Genomic DNA, 16,521 nt, shown 5'->3' on the forward strand with positions numbered 1-16,521 from the left:
CGAAGTATCGCTAACAACGGAAGCATAGACGTTAGCGATACTTTGTATCGCTAACAACGGAAGCATAAACCTAAGCGATACTGCGTATCGCTACTTACATAGTGAGAATTTAAGGAGATGATGTATATGGCAATAGAGAATATTGTTATAAAAGGTGCGAGAGTGAATAATCTTAAGAATATAGATATCACAATTCCGAGAGACCGGTTTGTCGTACTCACAGGTCTGAGTGGCTCAGGGAAGTCTTCCTTAGCATTTGATACGATTTATGCAGAAGGACAACGTCGGTATGTCGAATCACTTTCTGCATATGCGCGTCAATTCCTGGGTCAAATGGAGAAACCTGATGTGGATTCTATAGAGGGGCTATCACCAGCGATATCGATTGATCAGAAGACAACGAGTCGTAACCCGCGCTCAACTGTAGGAACAGTGACAGAGATCTATGATTATCTGCGCTTGCTATATGCACGTGTTGGGCATCCTCATTGTCCAACACATGGAATCGAGATTACGTCACAGACTGTGGAACAGATGGTGGATCGAATTATGCAGTATCCAGAGAAGACAAAGGTGCAGTTACTTGCACCTGTGATCACTGGACGCAAAGGCGAACACAAGAGTGTATTTACGGATATTGGCAAGCAAGGATTTGTACGCGTTAGAGTAGACGGTGAACTTCGTGAACTATCTGAAGAAATCGAGCTTGAGAAGAATAAGAAGCATACGATTGAAGTCGTAGTGGATCGAATTGTCGTCAAGCCGGATGTGGAATCTCGCTTAGCCGATTCAATAGAGATAGCATTGAAAATATCCGATGGACAGCTATTAGTAGATGTTATGGGTGAGGAAGAACTACGGTTCAGTTCGAACTTTGCCTGTTCAATTTGTGGCTTTAGTATGGATGAGCTGTCTCCACGGATGTTCTCTTTCAACAGTCCATTCGGAGCTTGTCCTGATTGTGATGGATTAGGTGCGAAGATGATCGTGGATCAGGATTTACTCATTCCTGATATGAGTAAATCTATAGAAGATGGCGCATTCTTAGCTTGGACGGGGAGTACATCGAATTATTATCCGCAATTTCTGAAATCGGTGTGCGAACATTTCAACATTCCACAGAATGTTCCAGTAAGTGAACTAACGACAGAACAAATGGATAAGTTATTGCATGGGACAGGAGATCAGAAGATTCGCTTCAAATATGAGAATGACTTCGGGCAACGTAAAGAAGCTATGGTCGTGTTTGAAGGTATCATTCCGAATCTAGAACGTCGCTATCGCGAGACAGCCTCCGATGGTATTCGTGATTTTATAGAAGGTTTCATGAGCGCTAAGCCTTGCGAGGGCTGTAAAGGTAAACGTTTGAAGAAAGAAATCTTGGCGGTGACGGTCGATACTCATAATATCGCGTATGTAACGAGTCTCTCCATCGGTGAGGCTATGAAGTTGTTCGATAATCTTAAACTGAGTGAGAAGGAGACCACGATTGCGAATATGATCTTGAAAGAGATTAATAGCAGACTGGGTTTCCTGGCCAATGTGGGTCTAGAATACTTATCTTTAAGCCGTGCTGCTGGAACGTTATCAGGTGGTGAAGCACAACGTATTCGTCTTGCGACGCAGATCGGTTCAAGCTTAATGGGTGTTCTTTATATTCTTGATGAACCAAGCATAGGTCTACATCAACGTGACAATGAACGTCTGATTGAGACACTGGTGCATATGCGAGATATGGGTAATACGCTTATCGTTGTGGAACATGATGAAGATACGATGATGGCGGCGGACTATCTCATTGATATTGGCCCAGGTGCTGGGATCCATGGTGGACAAGTGATAGCTGAAGGAACCCCACAAGAAATCATGGAGCATCCCGACTCCTTAACAGGACAGTACCTCAGTGGACGAAAATTCATTCCAGTGAATACGAAGCGACGTAAGCCAGAGGATCGTTGGATCGAGATTAAAGGTGCCAAAGAGAACAACCTGAAGAACCTTAATGTGAAGATTCCTTTAGGCGTGTTTACGGCAGTAACTGGAGTGTCAGGTTCTGGGAAGTCTACACTGATAAACGAAATACTATATAAGAGGCTAGCCCGCGATTTGAACAGAGCTGTGAAGGTTCGCCCTGGTCAACATAAAGAAATCCTTGGATTAGAGCATTTGGATAAAGTGATTGATATCGATCAATCTCCGATTGGTCGCACACCGCGATCTAACCCAGCTACCTATACCGGGGTCTTCGATGATATTCGCGATATTTATTCTCAGACGAATGAAGCAAAAATCCGTGGTTACAAGAAAGGCCGATTCAGCTTTAACGTGAAGGGCGGTCGGTGTGAGGCTTGTCGTGGGGATGGGATTCTTAAGATTGAAATGCATTTCCTACCCGACGTCTATGTCCCTTGTGAGGTATGTAAGGGAAATCGCTATAATCGTGAAACCTTAGAAGTGAAGTATAAGGGTAAAAGTATTGCAGAAGTGTTAGCGATGACGATTGAAGATGCAACTGAGTTCTTTGTAAATGTTCCGCGTATTCATCGTAAACTACAGACGCTACTTGATGTAGGTCTAGGCTATGTGCTTATGGGACAACCTGCAACGACACTCTCTGGCGGTGAAGCACAACGTGTGAAGTTAGCTTCTGAGCTGTACCGTCGTAGTACAGGTAAGACGATGTATATTCTAGATGAACCTACTACTGGATTACATGTTGACGATATATCTCGTTTATTAACCGTACTCCATCGGCTAGTAGATTCAGGGGAATCGGTGCTAGTTATTGAACATAATCTGGATGTCATCAAGACCGCGGACTACATCATTGATCTTGGTCCAGAAGGTGGGAGTGGTGGTGGAACAATTATAGCTACAGGTACACCAGAGCAGATTATTAAAGTAGAACAATCGTATACAGGTAGATATTTGAAGCCAGTATTAGAACGTGATACAGCACGTAGTGAATCGTTAAGTATTCCTATTTAGAGATAGTACTTAAACTAATAAGATGAACAATATTAAGGCATGGCGTACAGACAATCATAGTTTGTGCGCCACTTTTTTTGTGAGATGGAATGATTACCAATCAAGGTACTGAGGATCATATTACGTGATTAAGCACAGTATTATGGGTCAATCAATGAAATAAGTCATAGAAAAATACGAAAATTCCATTTTTTTTACTGAGAGGGCTTGCATAAGATTAGTTAGCAGGATAACATATGTATAGATAAGTCAATTGTGTGAAGTTACATAGAGGAGGTACAAATGTATGCTGTTGGCAGAGGCTGCTGAGACTGTATCCAAATTCCATGTGTTCGATATATTTATGATTTTGTTCACAGTACTCATCTTCATTGGCGTTGTTCGTTTAGTAACTCAACCTAATAAGAATCTATTTGCTATTGGATTTAGTGTAGTCAGTTTATTGGTATTCCTATACTCAGATTACGCTATGGTATTAGGTTGGCTTAGTTAAGAACGCGAGGTTTAGTTAGGGTATCGAGAGACATGGAAAGTGTAACGAAAGATTAGACAAGAATGAGATTAGAGAAAGACACCTTATTGTGGATTGAGTTGTGACCCTTAACGGCGTCATAGTTCAGTTGCAGGGATAGGGTGTTTTTTTGTATGCTGAATAAAAGAATACATATGTGGTAATAGGAAATACTCGTGCATAGTATATTGAAGATCAAGTTTAACTTTAGTTGAAGTTTAGGTTTAAGTTTGTTAGAGTGGGGGATAGAGGTGATGTTCATGTCTACGAAACAAGAGCGACAATTAGTTATTGAAAAAAGTGAAAAGATATTAGATTGTACAATTAAGCAACTCGATTTAGAATTCTATCACGCATTCAGTAATGTGCTACATGATTATATTATGGTAACTAACCCTAGTAAGAATATAGACAAGAAGATGGTCCTTAGTGAATTAATCTTTATGATGGCTGAAGATATAAACCGTGCTGAGCCACTGAAATCCTATACTACAGGAGAACTGGCCCGTATATTTGGTGTTTCGGTGCAAGCCATCAATAAATGGATAGATGAAGGAAGGTTTCTTGGATATAAGCGAATGGGTGGCAATCGTCATAATCGAATCCCCGATTCTCTTTCTTACACAACTAGAACTGGGGAAGTGATATCTATCCGAGAGGTTGCTGCGATGTATAATACTCACAATCAATCACAGGATGTTACGGGAGTCAACCCTCAGGAGCATCGGGATGCGGTGATAGACGAAATCACACGATTTATGAGGAAATACGGCGGTACATATGAAATGACACTTGGAACTAAGGGGGAAAGGACGGTTCCAGAGGATCGTGATTCATCAATTTGGATTGCACTCCTTGATGAGTTGAGGGATATCAATGAGGCGTAAGGATGAGGAACTATATGGTACGAATTTTGAATTTCTAAAATTATCTTTTCCTGACCTTATTGATTCGATAGAGGATGGCTTTTTTGGCTATGACCCTAGCAAGGGACCGTTTGTACGTAAAACCATAAAGTTCGTGGACGGAACTTTCATGACAGCATTTGAATTGATTGAAATGGGAACAGGGAAGAAAAGGAAATATCAGTATGATTGGGAATATCAGTGTGGGAAGATGTGGAAGTGGCATAACGAGCCTCATAATGAAAAGCAGCATCAAACTGTAAGCGAACCTGACCATATGCACCATAGACCGATTGGAATGGATGAAGAACGGCGCTATCCGAATTATGGACATCATGATCTTTATACGATTATGGAAACCGTATTTATACTAATGGAAGTTGAAAATCAAAAGGACAAGCGCAGATGAGACCTGTGCTTGTCCTTTTGATTTAAAAATATCCAAAATATAGGTCTTATAGCGATTGTTCAAGCTAAAATAGTATGGTACATTGGGGCTACTTCTCACATACAAGAATATAATAATATAGCAACTTAGATAGTGAACTTCTTGAAGAAAGATCGATAGATCAATAGAGAGAGATTATAGAGAGGATTAGGTGATTACATAATGGATAAGGTGGGGAAGGGCAGTGCGATTATACTGCTATGTAGCCTTATGATAGTGAGTGGTATGGGTACGGTGCAGGCGAAACAGCAGGGCACAACGACAAGCACCAAAGTGAGTTCCACAGCAACAAATACGTCCAAAGTAAGTGCGGATCCGATACCGCAGATTGTAAAAGATATCTCGCCATCGGTAGTGGGAATTATCGGTAAAGGTGCACTGGGGCAGGGTAACAGTAACTCTGATCGTTATAATCTAGTACATGGTACAGGTGTCATTGTTCGAGCTAATGGCTGGATTGTGACCAATGCACATGTCGTTAGTGGAGTTACGAATACGATGGTGGTTACTTCGAATGGTAAGAGTTATCCAATACAGAAAGTATTCATAGACGAGACTAGTGATCTGGCCGTTGTGAAGATTGCAGCCAATGGTCTAACGCCAGCTAAATTTACGAAATCACTGCTAGATACAGAAGTAGGTGAGAAAGTGATTGCGATTGGTACGCCAGTATCTTTCTCATTACGAAATTCAGCTACAGTGGGTGTTGTGAGTGGGATGAATCGTGGTGTGAATGCGGCCTATCGTTTGATCCAAAGTGATACAGCGATCAACCCAGGGAATAGTGGGGGTCCACTCGTTAATATGAAAGGCGAGGTATTAGGAATTAATACGATGAAATTTGCCGCTGTAGGGGTTGAAAATATGGGATTCTCCATACCCTCTGACACCGTTCAATATGTGATTAACCAGTTGATGACCTATGGTGAAGTGAAGCGTCCAAGCCTTGGACTTTCTTTGGAAGAGAGTTGGTCAGCGATTGTAGGACTTCCAACAGATGAACCATTGACGGTGACGAAAGTGCTAACGCCTGAAGCTGAAGCAGCGGGTATCCAGGAAGATGATTTACTTTATAGTATTAACGGAATCAAGGTAACGAATAACGTGGATATCAATGAGCTATTCAAAACCTACGCCCCCAGTCAGACTGTTAAGCTATTGATGCAGAGTGATGGGGATATTGTGATCCGTCGATTGGTGCTTAGTCGCCAAGGATTATTTCTGAACAGTGAGAGCGAGGTGGAGATATAATGCTACAGCTGAATAATGCTCTTTGGCAAAAGAAGCAACAATTACTCCGACAGTGGATATGCGGTGCTTTGTGTCTAATTCTACTACTTACTGGATCACCCTTGGTCTTGGCAGATTCAGGCGATACATTAGAATTAAAAATGAAAGTAGGTAGTACAATTGCCATTATTAATGGGCAACAAGTGGAGATTGCAAAACCTTACATAGATCATACAACAACGATGGTTCCACTCGGCGTGTTCAAGAAGGCTTTTGGAAGCACAGTTACTCTTGAGAATTCTGATGAGATCAAGATAAGCTATGGAAAGCATACCGTGAGGTTGACGATCGATAGTCAGGTCGCATGGATTAATGGGAAAAAGGTGAACCTTGATGCTGTACCTACGATGAAGTCAGATACATTAATGGTACCTCTCAGTATTGTAGCTCAAGGATTGGGTGCATCTTTGAAGAATAGTCCAACAGGAGAAATAACGGTTAGTCTCATTTCGGAGGAAAATTCAATTGAAGTTGTGGAACTGAACCTTGATAGCGATCTTGGAAAAACAAAGATTGGTAACAGTTTCTATGACTGGTCAATGAACTACCCATCTGGACTGATCGTAGGCTCGAGTGGGAGTTATGAGAGTATCGCCACTTTTAATGATGCGGAAGATAGCTACTATTTAGAAGTTCATGCCAATCAGCAAGAAATAGAGCTTGAGGCTGAGGATATTTTGCGACAATTGGTCGCAGACGCTAAGGCTGCGGGTGAAGTCGTATTAGACCGCGAATCGTTCTCTCAGGAACTGGTACCGTACGCTCGTATTGTGACGAAGGATTATGACGGAATGATCTGGGAGACTCGTGCCTATTATGATATCAATGACGAGCAATTATATTCATTATATTTTGCGGATTTTCAAGCGGTTAATTATCGAGATGTGAGTAAATACACGGCCTTCTTAGATTCCTTCAGAACAACATATAACACGCAAGATCGTTCAATGAGAGATTTATCGAGTGTCGTTAATGGATTGCGGAACAGCTATAACGAAGATTATGGTATTTCTCTAGATGTCCCTGCTGAGTGGTATATGGATGTTGAGAATATGTATTATGCGGATGAAGAAGGTAGTTATCTTTCCATTCAAGTGTCTACGGCGCCGAAAGCATCAAGCCTGGAGTTATGGAGCGAGCAAATAAAGAGTTGGTTGAGTGAAACGTTTGTCCCAGCATCGTATAAGATTGCAGGAACATCTCATATCAATGTAGCGGGAAATGAAGCGCTTGTTCTTGAAGTGCATACTAATTATGGCGACGGTTGGAATAAGGAATATAAAGTGATGCTAGAGCAGGATGGGTTTCGCTATTATTTCGATTATAGTGTTCCACATAACCAGACGGATGGATTGAATAAGTTCAAAGAGATCATGAACTCTATTGCCATAGAGTATGAAGTGGTGTCGGAGACATTTGGGAGAATGGAGGAAGATACTCTCCTGATTGATAAAACAAAAGTGATCAAGAAGGGTTCAAAAACTTACCAGTACAAAGTAAATATTCCGCAGTTCTGGGTTCCTAGTGCAGATCAGTTCGAGACATCTTTCGTAGAATATCAATTCACAGGTGGACGGTTCACGATTGAGACAGAGTTGGATACATCTGTTGAGGAAGTAGTCAAAGAATGGACTAACATCTATAATGATGTGGCTAAGAATAAGGATGCTGTCATCAGTCGAACCATTGAAGATACGACGTTCGCTGGCGTATCTGCGAAATTGTTCAAGGTTCATCAAGTGATGAATGATATCCCGTTCCATGTGAACCTATATGTATTCAATCATGAGGGTTTAACTTACACCATTACAACTACGCTGAATGATGCCAATGCGACGGAGCTCCATAAGAGTGCATTAGAGAATACACTGAAGTCTTTTGTATTGACGAAGTAGAGGGATAAAGGACTATGAGGAGAGTTGGAATGTATGCACCTATAAATAAGGAGTTGATGGGTATGCCGAAAACTACGCGAAAAGGCGAGTCAGTAGCTCGCCACGGATATAGGAGAAAAGCTATATCCAGAAACCCTCTTTTTTACGAGAGTGGCGTGATGATTATCCCTCCACCTCCAGAAGATCGGGAACAAATAAGAGCTGACATGAAGAGAGTTCGTCAGGAATTACGTGACTCTATCGGACAGGAAGCTTACGATAAACGAATGCAAGAAGCTAAAGATTTCTTTAAAAGCATAACAGGTGAAGAGGTCCGCTCATAACGAGCGGGCTTTTGTTTTGTTATAGGCAAGGTTAGTTGAGTATGGCGGCTGGTGGTGAGTAGCGATGATGAGGAAGATGTAGGTTGGTCGAGTTAATGACAGGAGAAGAAGTGAAGAGTAGAGAGTAGAGAGTAGAAGGAAATACGAAGTGTAGATTAGGAGAGGTTGAGGTAGGTGATGAGAAAGGTAAATGGAGAGGGCTCTGAAGGGATCATGGGGTTTAAGGTGTCTGAGAGGTCAGAAGGGTCTGAGTAACAATTAGGTGTAAAAACTACAGTTAATTATGGGAGAATGGACAGTTGGGGGAAAGTAGTTGTAAAAAGTACAGTTAATATAGTGAAAATAGCGAAAATTCGTGGAAATGTAAAATTAGATGTACTCTATACAACTAAATGTAGAGCTTGAGTAGAATGGAAGATTTTAAATGTAGTTTATACAACTAAATGTGCCGACCAAGTGAAATGACTGATCTCTGCCTCTGCCAATGGAATTGGCAGGTTCCATTTTGAAATGAATGGGAAAGGTAGAAGGTTGATGTGATTTTTGCTACAATAAATAAGTTAAAGAGTTATTAGGTGTTAATGTGTTGAGGTTGAAGGTTATTTCGTAGGTTATCTCGTTAGAAATTCATGTGCGTAGCACGCGATAATTAAGAAGTTCACCGGCACTTAGCTGGTTTGGGAGGATATAATATACATGATGAAGCAAGGAATACGCAGAGGAGACGTTGAGTTACTGGCGCCTGCAGGGGATTGGGATTGTATGAGAGCGGCGGTGGCGAATGGAGCTGACGCGATCTTTTTTGGAGTAGAGAAGTTTAATGCACGGGCTCGTGCGAATAATTTCCGGATGGCAGAGTTGCCGGAGATTATGGCTTTTCTGCATAGCTATGGAGTTAAAGGGTTCCTAACATTTAATATCCTCGTATTCGAGAATGAAATGGAGGATGCGAAGGAGCTTATTGATGCTTGTGTAGATGCAGGTGTAGATGCGGTGATCGTTCAAGATCTAGGTCTAGTGAAAATGATTCGTGAAATCTCGCCGGATTTCCCAATTCACGGATCCACACAGATGACGATTACTTCGCCAGAAGCGGTTGAATTTACGAAGCCTTGGGCGTTGGAACGTGTTGTATTAGGACGGGAGAACAATCTGAAGCAGATTAAGAAGATTGGTGAGCAAGCGAAGCTACCGATGGAAGTATTTGTGCATGGAGCACTTTGTGTATCTTATTCGGGACAGTGTCTAACTTCAGAAATGTGGGGTGGACGTTCAGCGAATCGTGGGGAATGTGCACAGGCTTGTCGTCTACCGTATGACCTAATGGTTGATGGTGTGCAGAAGCCGATGGGGGACATCGCATATTTGTTATCCCCGAAGGATCTAGCCGCGATAGATATTATGCCGGAATTGATCGAAGCGGGTGTAACGTCTTTTAAAATTGAAGGACGTCTGAAGACGCCTGAATATGTAGCGAATGTGGTTAGTAAGTATCGCAAAGCGATTGATCGATATTTCGAAGGCGATTCTACACCACCGAGTAAGGAAGAAATGCGTGAGCTTGAGCAAAGCTTCTCGCGTGGTCTCACCCATGGGTTCTTGGACGGGACGAACAATAAAAAGCTTGTTGAAGGTAGTTATCCTAAGAGTCGTGGTGTATATCTAGGGCGCGTGGAACAGATTTTGCGTGATGGTGTTGTCTGCCGTATCGATGCACCATTGAAGCGGGGCGATGGTATTGTATTCGACGCTGGAGACCCGACGAAGAAGGAAGAAGGCGGACGCGTCTACGATATCCGTCGTAAAGGTGTGAAGATCGAAGGTGAAGCTGGAGAAGGCTGGATCATCGATATCGTACCTGGACGGAACGATGTTAATTTGCAAAGATTGCATGTAGGGGATCGGATCTGGAAAACAAATGATCCTGCACTAGACAAACGTCTGCGTCAGACGTTTGAGACGGAGAAGCCTTATCGGGTATTCCCCGTTCATGTCAAGGTTGTAGGTCATGTTGGCGGATTGCTGACGACATGGTGGACAGATGTGCAGAAGGGCACGACGGTTCGCGTGGACTCTGAGATGGAATTGGAAGCGGCGCAGAAGCGTCCAATGGACTATGCTCTGCTGGAAGAACAATTCGGCCGTCTAGGCGGGACGGTATTCCAGCTTGAGCAGTTGGACGTCGAGCTGCAAGGCGACGTCATCGTGCCTATGCGCGAGCTGAACAGCATCCGCCGCCATGCGGTGGAGTTGCTCGCTGGCGAGCGTCCGAAGCCGCCCGTATACGTGAAACGGGCGGTCGAGGTGTACGGCGACGCGGCGCAAAGCGCATCGCAGCCGGTGGCGCGTGGTGAAGCGGAGCTCACCGCGCTGTGCCGCAGCCTGCCGCAGGTGCAGGCTGCTCTCGAAGCAGGCGTAGGAATGATCTACGCTGACTTCGAGTTCATTAAGCAGTTCCCGGCAGCGGTGGAAGCTGTGCGTGCAGCTGGAGCGAAGATTGCGCTGGCAACGCCGCGTATTCATATGCCTGGGGAGAACGGCTACCATAACAACATCCTGCGTTTACAGCCGGATGCGGTATTAGTACGTAACACTGGGGCGCTATACTTCTATCTGCGTCACCGTCAAGAACATCCAGAAGAACAACATCCACAGATCATCGGAGACTTTTCATTAAATATCGCTAACCACAAGGCAGCGGATCTCTTCATCGAAGCTGGTTGTGATATGATCACACCATCCTATGACCTGAACATTCAACAAATGGTGGACATGCTTGGACGTTCCAATACATCGAAGATGGAGATTGTTATCCATCAGCATCTACCAATGTTCCATACTGAGCATTGTGTCTATTGCACCTTCTTAAGTGAAGGTACAGACTTTACGAATTGTGGTCGTCCTTGTGAGGAGCATCATATATCCCTCCAAGATCGCATCGGGATGTCTCATCCTGTACGTGTAGATGAAGGATGTCGCAATACCGTATACAATGCCATTGAACAATCGGGTGCAGAGTATTTGGCTAACTTCATGGAATTTGGCGTATCGAGTTATCGCGTAGAGTTCTTGGAAGAAACTCCTGAACAAGTAGGCGAGGTTATTGACCTTTACAAGCGTGCCTTACGTGGTGAGATCAGCGGTACCCAAGTATGGCGTACACTGAAAGCAACCAATCAACTAGGTGTAACCAGAGGTCAATTGGTGAAATAGTCAGGAACATAGGTGTTGTTTAGATTTTAATATAGGTTGATTCATCTTCTGAATGGGGTGAATCAACCTTTTTGCTGATTATAAAGATAGAACTACTCAGGAGAAGTCTTAAGGGCAGCAACTATATCTTCATGAGTAATCACTTATCTAACTAGGTCAATTTGGTGTCATCGGTCGGTGATAGGAGTAATAGGAAGTAGGAGCATCAATTAGTTGCAGAAACTACAGTTACTTATAGAAGAAATACAGAATAGAAAAAAGTAGTTGTACAAAGTACAGCTAATACGGTGAATATGATGGAAAATGGAGGAGTCCTTGATTTTAGATGTATGTATTGCAACTAAAAGTATCGCAAGAGGAATATGGGGGGAATTAGTTGTACTAAATGCAGCTAATGCTGGAGGTATGGGTACTGTTGGTGATGCAGCTACTGCTGGCAGTACTGGTAGTACTGACGATAGCATAATAAAACTGATGACTCAGTTAGTGCCTACAACATGTAGGTTCTGTATGTTTTAGAGAACGATATAGCTTGTATCATGGCAGCCTATTTTCTCAGATAAGTAACATAATATGTCTTCTATTCTAGTTATGATGTTAATAACATGCTGGTTCTCCATCTTCAGCGTGGTCAATATATAGGACTGACTCGTTATATAATGGATTTTATTCAAGAATAATTCTGTATCCAAATCAATGATATGATGATCTGATACAAAGGAAAGTAGCTCATCGAAGGTAATATTATTCTTCCATGTTTCCTGACTACCCTGACATAAATAAACGGCCTTGAGCATCGCCTTCACCGACAAATACCCCGAGATCAGACATGGTTGATTCATTCCGCCTTTCAATAATAGTAAGCTCGTATCCATATAGGAATTAGAAAGTTCACAGTAACTTCTGATTTTAAAAGAAAGAGTTGCCTTGAATTCAAAGTGGTTGGGAATATATTGCATTAGAATCACCTTCTTATTGTAAATTATAAACGGAAGTGTAACCCACTACTTACAGAGCTGATTATAGTATTTATTATTTCTTTCAGTATCAATATACTATCACTTTGTAATTTTGTTGGCAATAGCCTACAGAAAATCAATACCCTTACAACATATGATGTCTCTAACTAACAAATAAGGGGATATTAACTTGTCAGATAAAAATGAGAGATTATTAGAACTCCTCGCTTTTGGAAGAGCTCTTCGGAAAATTCGTAAAGAAAACAAATTAACGCAAGACGAACTAAGTTTATATTCTCGTGTTGATCGATCTTATATTAGTGAATTAGAGAACGGGGGAAAGGCACCTTCGTTACTAACGATTATCTCGCTAGCCAAAGCATTACAAGTCAAACCATCCCTTCTCATCGAGAGATTCGAGATAGAGCTGGAAGATTCCGTTCAATAGATTCGTATTCGATTCTCTGTTACAATCATGGTAGTATTTATCGTTAATCTATCTTTAAGATTCTGCTAGACTAGGAGATCAATACATGAAAATCCGTAAAGCCATCATTCCAGCAGCTGGATTAGGAACTCGCTTTCTACCTGCAACCAAGGCGATGCCGAAGGAAATGTTACCGATTGTGGACAAACCTACCATCCAATATATAGTGGAAGAGGCAGTTGCCTCTGGAATTGAAGATATTATTATTGTTACTGGGAAAGGCAAACGTGCGATTGAGGATCATTTTGACTATTCATTCGAATTGGAGCACAATCTTACACAGAAGTTGAAATGGGATCTCCTCAACGAAGTCCGAAAGTCTTCCGAAATGGCGGATATTCACTATATTCGGCAGAAGGAACCCAAAGGGTTAGGCCATGCGATCTGGTGTGCGCGTAAGTTCATTGGTGACGAACCTTTTGCTGTTCTGCTAGGCGACGATATCGTAGAAGCAGAAGTGCCTTGTCTTAAACAAATGATCGCTGTGTATGAGCAATATCAATCTTCGATTGTAGGTGTGCAGCCTGTTCCATGGGACGAAGTATCCCGTTATGGCATTGTAGATGGTTCACAATTGGATGAACGAATATATCAAGCGAATCGATTGGTGGAGAAACCAAAACAGGAAGTAGCACCATCTAACTTGGCGATTATGGGGCGCTATATTCTGACCCCGCAGATTTTTGATCTACTTGGTGAACAACATGAGGGTGTGAATGGTGAAATTCAACTAACTGATGCAATTTCCCGTCTAGGTGAGCTGGAGAGAATATTGGCATACCATTTTGAAGGACAACGACATGATGTTGGAGAGAAACTAGGGTTTATTGAAACAACGATCCACTACGCCTTACAGCATCAGGAGCTAAGAGAAGATCTTCTTAAGTATATGAAACAGATGATTCATGATATTGAGCATTCATAATATTAAATACCTAGATAAAGAAGACGACCCCAGCTGGGGTCGTCTTCTTTACATTAGATCGGATTTGAATACCGAATAGATTCAAGGTCGCAAACGTTAAGTTTAAGAAATACTCTGTACAATCGCTTCAATCTGTTCTGTCTCCGTAGGATCAATCTGGATTAAGCGGTCTAATACTGCTTGGTCATTCAATCCTTGTTTCATTAGAGCAGCCACATACCAACGTGCAATTTCTCGGTTCGTTGGATCAGTTAAATCTTCGATTAGTCCGAGCTTAAATGTCTCAATAGACTCAGCTGGCTGATTAAGTAGAAGCTGCATTTTACCTGTGTTGAGAATCATGGAAGGAGTATTAGCGAAAGCACGCCCAGACAATTGACCTTCAGGTAGAGTGGCGAGATGTACCAGTCCTGATTGAATCTTGTTGAAAGCTTCTATACCAGCTGTGAAATACTTATCTCTTAAAGTTAAATCTTGCATACCGTGAGCTGCATAACCTAATTCATGTGCTTGTGAGATAATTCGTTCATACCACTCGATATCCCAATTGAAGTTCTCAGAATTAGCTACTAATAGGTCGAATGCTTGCTCTTGTTCACCTTTTAATTGATGAAGTGTGATTAGGCGATTGATCATATATTTGTTATAGGGTTCATCTTTAAGTCCTTCAGTAATGACATTGTAAGCAGCATCATAGAACTCTTCACTCTGGTTCTGTGAATATACTTCTTGATAAAGAGAAGATAATAACAGCACTGAGTCTGGATGGTTTTTCCGTAAGCTAAGGTCTTTATCGAGTGGAGCTTTAATTTCTTCATAAGAAGAACTTGTCTGTGATAATTCACTAGCCTCAATACTAGCACTGCTAGCTTGGATATATCGGAATGACGTGAATAATACAACGATGGCACAAATCCCCAGGACTAGGCTGTATAGAGCACTTACACCGCTTCCCCTGAAGCGTAGTTTCTGAATACGAAGGGACTTATTCTCCATGACAGAAGCCATTCCTCCAAGCCCTAGATACACGATAATACCAATAAACACGTAACTCATATTAAAGTCGAGCAGACTATGCAATAGAATAGATAGTACTAGAATGAGATACAAGAAATGAGACTCTCTCTCTTCCTCGCTCTCGGTGATATAATGACGAATATATTTATAGAATATATAGATTAGGAAGGCCATGAATATCACAAATCCAACGATACCGACCTCGACTAAGTATTGAAGGAAGAAATTATGGGCTTGACGGCTTATATAAGGGTTGTTCTGATATTTCTCATATAATGCACCCCAAGCACCACCGCCTGCGCCTAGAACAGGATAATCTTGTACAACCTTCATTGCATCTTTATAAAATGTTATCCGCTCTAGTACACTATGTTGTTGAAAGTTAATATTCTCTAGACGTGTACTCATATTCTCAGGGAGAATGTTACGTGCACTTGTTCCGATCAATAGAAAGGCAACAGCACCTACCACGATGACCGAGCCAACTGGAATCCATAGACTAGAAGTTTTACGTTCCGACCAAGCTTGAAGTCCACGCTCAAGTAATGGAGCGACGAAACGTTGAATAACCCATCCGAGAAGGGCAACAACTGCCGATGCAAAAAGTAATATTCCCCATCCTTTTGCGGCTTCACTGCCATTGTAGGTTGTATTCAATTGCAATCCTAATTCAGTAACCGTACTCGAGATCAATAGGGAGGCAATACCTGCGATACCGATATACACAACCCATAGGATCTGTTTCACTGGCTTCAAAAACAACAGTAGTAGAACAAACACTACGGGAAGCATAACCAATCCACCACGTGATAATGTTAATAGAACAGATAGGATAATAGGTACTAACATAAAAGCGTGAATAGCCTGACCATACCACTTCTTGGAACGAATCAGAAGAAATACGGTAGCGAACAAGAAAGCCATGAGAAATGCAGCATATGTGTTAGCATACTGGAACACCGATGTCAGACGTAATCCATTAGAATCGCTCATGACAGCATCCGTATACTTTCCGTTCAAGACCCCACTAGAGAACCAGTTTACTAACTTTCCAGCGAATGTACCTTGTCCGAACCAATTAAGTAAACCGAATCCGACAATGATGTAAGCTACCGTCATGATCGCAATTTGGATTACTTTATTCGCTAACTTGTCTCGTAGTAAGAACAGTCCAATAATGAACATGATGGCATATGTACATTGGATGATCACCATATTCATTGCTAGATAATGCGAAGCAGCGCCGAAGAGTGAAAGTACAAACGTGATAGGTAGCAACAATACCCATATTGCCATCCAATCTCGTTGACCTTCTAGATTAATAGACTTGTGATCTTTAGCAATCCAGATCAATAGAATCACACAGGCCAGAGCTGCTGCCCAAAAGATAGGTTTCTCAAAGTTAAGCATCTGTCCATTAAATAATGCCACTTGAAATGGCGTCCATGCTAAATATAGAATGAGAGCGGCCATTAATACCCATGATAATACTGGTAATTTAATGACATCACTCGACCTTTTAGCCTGTTTACCGTATACTTGTTTAGACAAAGTTTTCAA

Annotated in this window: 13 protein-coding genes; 11 read left to right on the forward strand and 2 right to left on the reverse strand. The window is 42.0% G+C overall.

Going from position 1 to position 16,521, the window contains the following annotated elements:
• The first annotated feature begins 126 nt into the window (after positions 1 to 126).
• The 9 genes from uvrA to LPB68_RS14435 all read left to right on the forward strand — a co-directional run bounded on the left by uvrA (position 127) and on the right by LPB68_RS14435 (position 12,092).
• Complete coding sequence (gene uvrA / locus LPB68_RS14395; protein ID WP_068657506.1) at positions 127 to 2,988, forward strand: excinuclease ABC subunit UvrA; 2,862 nt, start codon at positions 127 to 129, stop codon at positions 2,986 to 2,988.
• A gap of 286 nt (positions 2,989 to 3,274) precedes the next feature.
• Positions 3,275 to 3,481, forward strand: a complete 207-nt coding sequence (locus LPB68_RS14400) for a hypothetical protein (protein ID WP_068657504.1) — start codon at positions 3,275 to 3,277, stop codon at positions 3,479 to 3,481.
• A gap of 278 nt (positions 3,482 to 3,759) precedes the next feature.
• Positions 3,760 to 4,386 carry a helix-turn-helix domain-containing protein gene (locus LPB68_RS14405; RefSeq protein WP_157756184.1) on the forward strand — a complete coding sequence of 209 codons (627 nt, stop codon included), beginning with the start codon at positions 3,760 to 3,762 and terminating at the stop codon, positions 4,384 to 4,386.
• A complete protein-coding gene (locus LPB68_RS14410) occupies positions 4,376 to 4,813 on the forward strand; it encodes a toxin-antitoxin system TumE family protein (RefSeq protein ID WP_068657502.1) in 438 nt (145 codons plus the stop codon). Before LPB68_RS14405 ends, LPB68_RS14410 begins: the two co-directional genes overlap by 11 nt.
• Positions 4,814 to 5,014: 201 nt before the next feature.
• Complete coding sequence (locus tag LPB68_RS14415; RefSeq protein ID WP_068657501.1) at positions 5,015 to 6,103, forward strand: S1C family serine protease; 1,089 nt, start codon at positions 5,015 to 5,017, stop codon at positions 6,101 to 6,103.
• Positions 6,103 to 8,037 carry a stalk domain-containing protein gene (locus tag LPB68_RS14420; protein ID WP_068657500.1) on the forward strand — a complete coding sequence of 645 codons (1,935 nt, stop codon included), beginning with the start codon at positions 6,103 to 6,105 and terminating at the stop codon, positions 8,035 to 8,037. Before LPB68_RS14415 ends, LPB68_RS14420 begins: the two co-directional genes overlap by 1 nt.
• 62 nt (positions 8,038 to 8,099) lie before the next feature.
• Positions 8,100 to 8,360, forward strand: coding sequence for a hypothetical protein (locus LPB68_RS14425; RefSeq protein ID WP_157891917.1), 261 nt, complete (start codon positions 8,100 to 8,102; stop codon positions 8,358 to 8,360).
• Between the two features lie 699 nt (positions 8,361 to 9,059).
• Positions 9,060 to 11,573, forward strand: a complete 2,514-nt coding sequence (locus tag LPB68_RS14430) for a U32 family peptidase (RefSeq protein ID WP_198402147.1) — start codon at positions 9,060 to 9,062, stop codon at positions 11,571 to 11,573.
• Positions 11,574 to 11,876: 303 nt separating this feature from the next.
• Positions 11,877 to 12,092, forward strand: coding sequence for a hypothetical protein (locus tag LPB68_RS14435; protein WP_157756183.1), 216 nt, complete (start codon positions 11,877 to 11,879; stop codon positions 12,090 to 12,092).
• On the opposite strand, the gene LPB68_RS14440 is transcribed toward LPB68_RS14435, so the two are convergent.
• The gene (locus LPB68_RS14440; RefSeq protein ID WP_068657492.1) at positions 12,089 to 12,532 is read right to left on the reverse strand and encodes a hypothetical protein; all 444 of its coding nucleotides are present in this window, start codon (positions 12,530 to 12,532) and stop codon (positions 12,089 to 12,091) included. The genes LPB68_RS14435 and LPB68_RS14440 overlap by 4 nt on opposite strands.
• Positions 12,533 to 12,722: 190 nt before the next feature.
• On the opposite strand from LPB68_RS14440, the gene LPB68_RS14445 reads away from it, so the two are divergent.
• Both LPB68_RS14445 and galU read left to right on the forward strand, forming a co-directional pair.
• On the forward strand, positions 12,723 to 12,980 hold the full coding sequence (locus LPB68_RS14445; protein ID WP_068657490.1) for a helix-turn-helix domain-containing protein: 258 nt from the start codon (positions 12,723 to 12,725) through the stop codon (positions 12,978 to 12,980).
• A gap of 85 nt (positions 12,981 to 13,065) precedes the next feature.
• Complete coding sequence (galU, locus tag LPB68_RS14450; protein ID WP_068657488.1) at positions 13,066 to 13,944, forward strand: UTP--glucose-1-phosphate uridylyltransferase GalU; 879 nt, start codon at positions 13,066 to 13,068, stop codon at positions 13,942 to 13,944.
• Positions 13,945 to 14,046: 102 nt separating this feature from the next.
• Here galU and LPB68_RS14455 read toward each other — a convergent pair whose 3' ends face one another.
• Complete coding sequence (locus LPB68_RS14455) at positions 14,047 to 16,512, reverse strand: Wzy polymerase domain-containing protein (RefSeq protein ID WP_068657485.1); 2,466 nt, start codon at positions 16,510 to 16,512, stop codon at positions 14,047 to 14,049.
• Positions 16,513 to 16,521 lie beyond the last annotated feature (9 nt).

Source organism: Paenibacillus crassostreae, assembly GCF_001857945.1.
Classification (GTDB): Bacteria; Bacillota; Bacilli; order Paenibacillales; family Paenibacillaceae; genus Paenibacillus_AQ; species Paenibacillus_AQ crassostreae.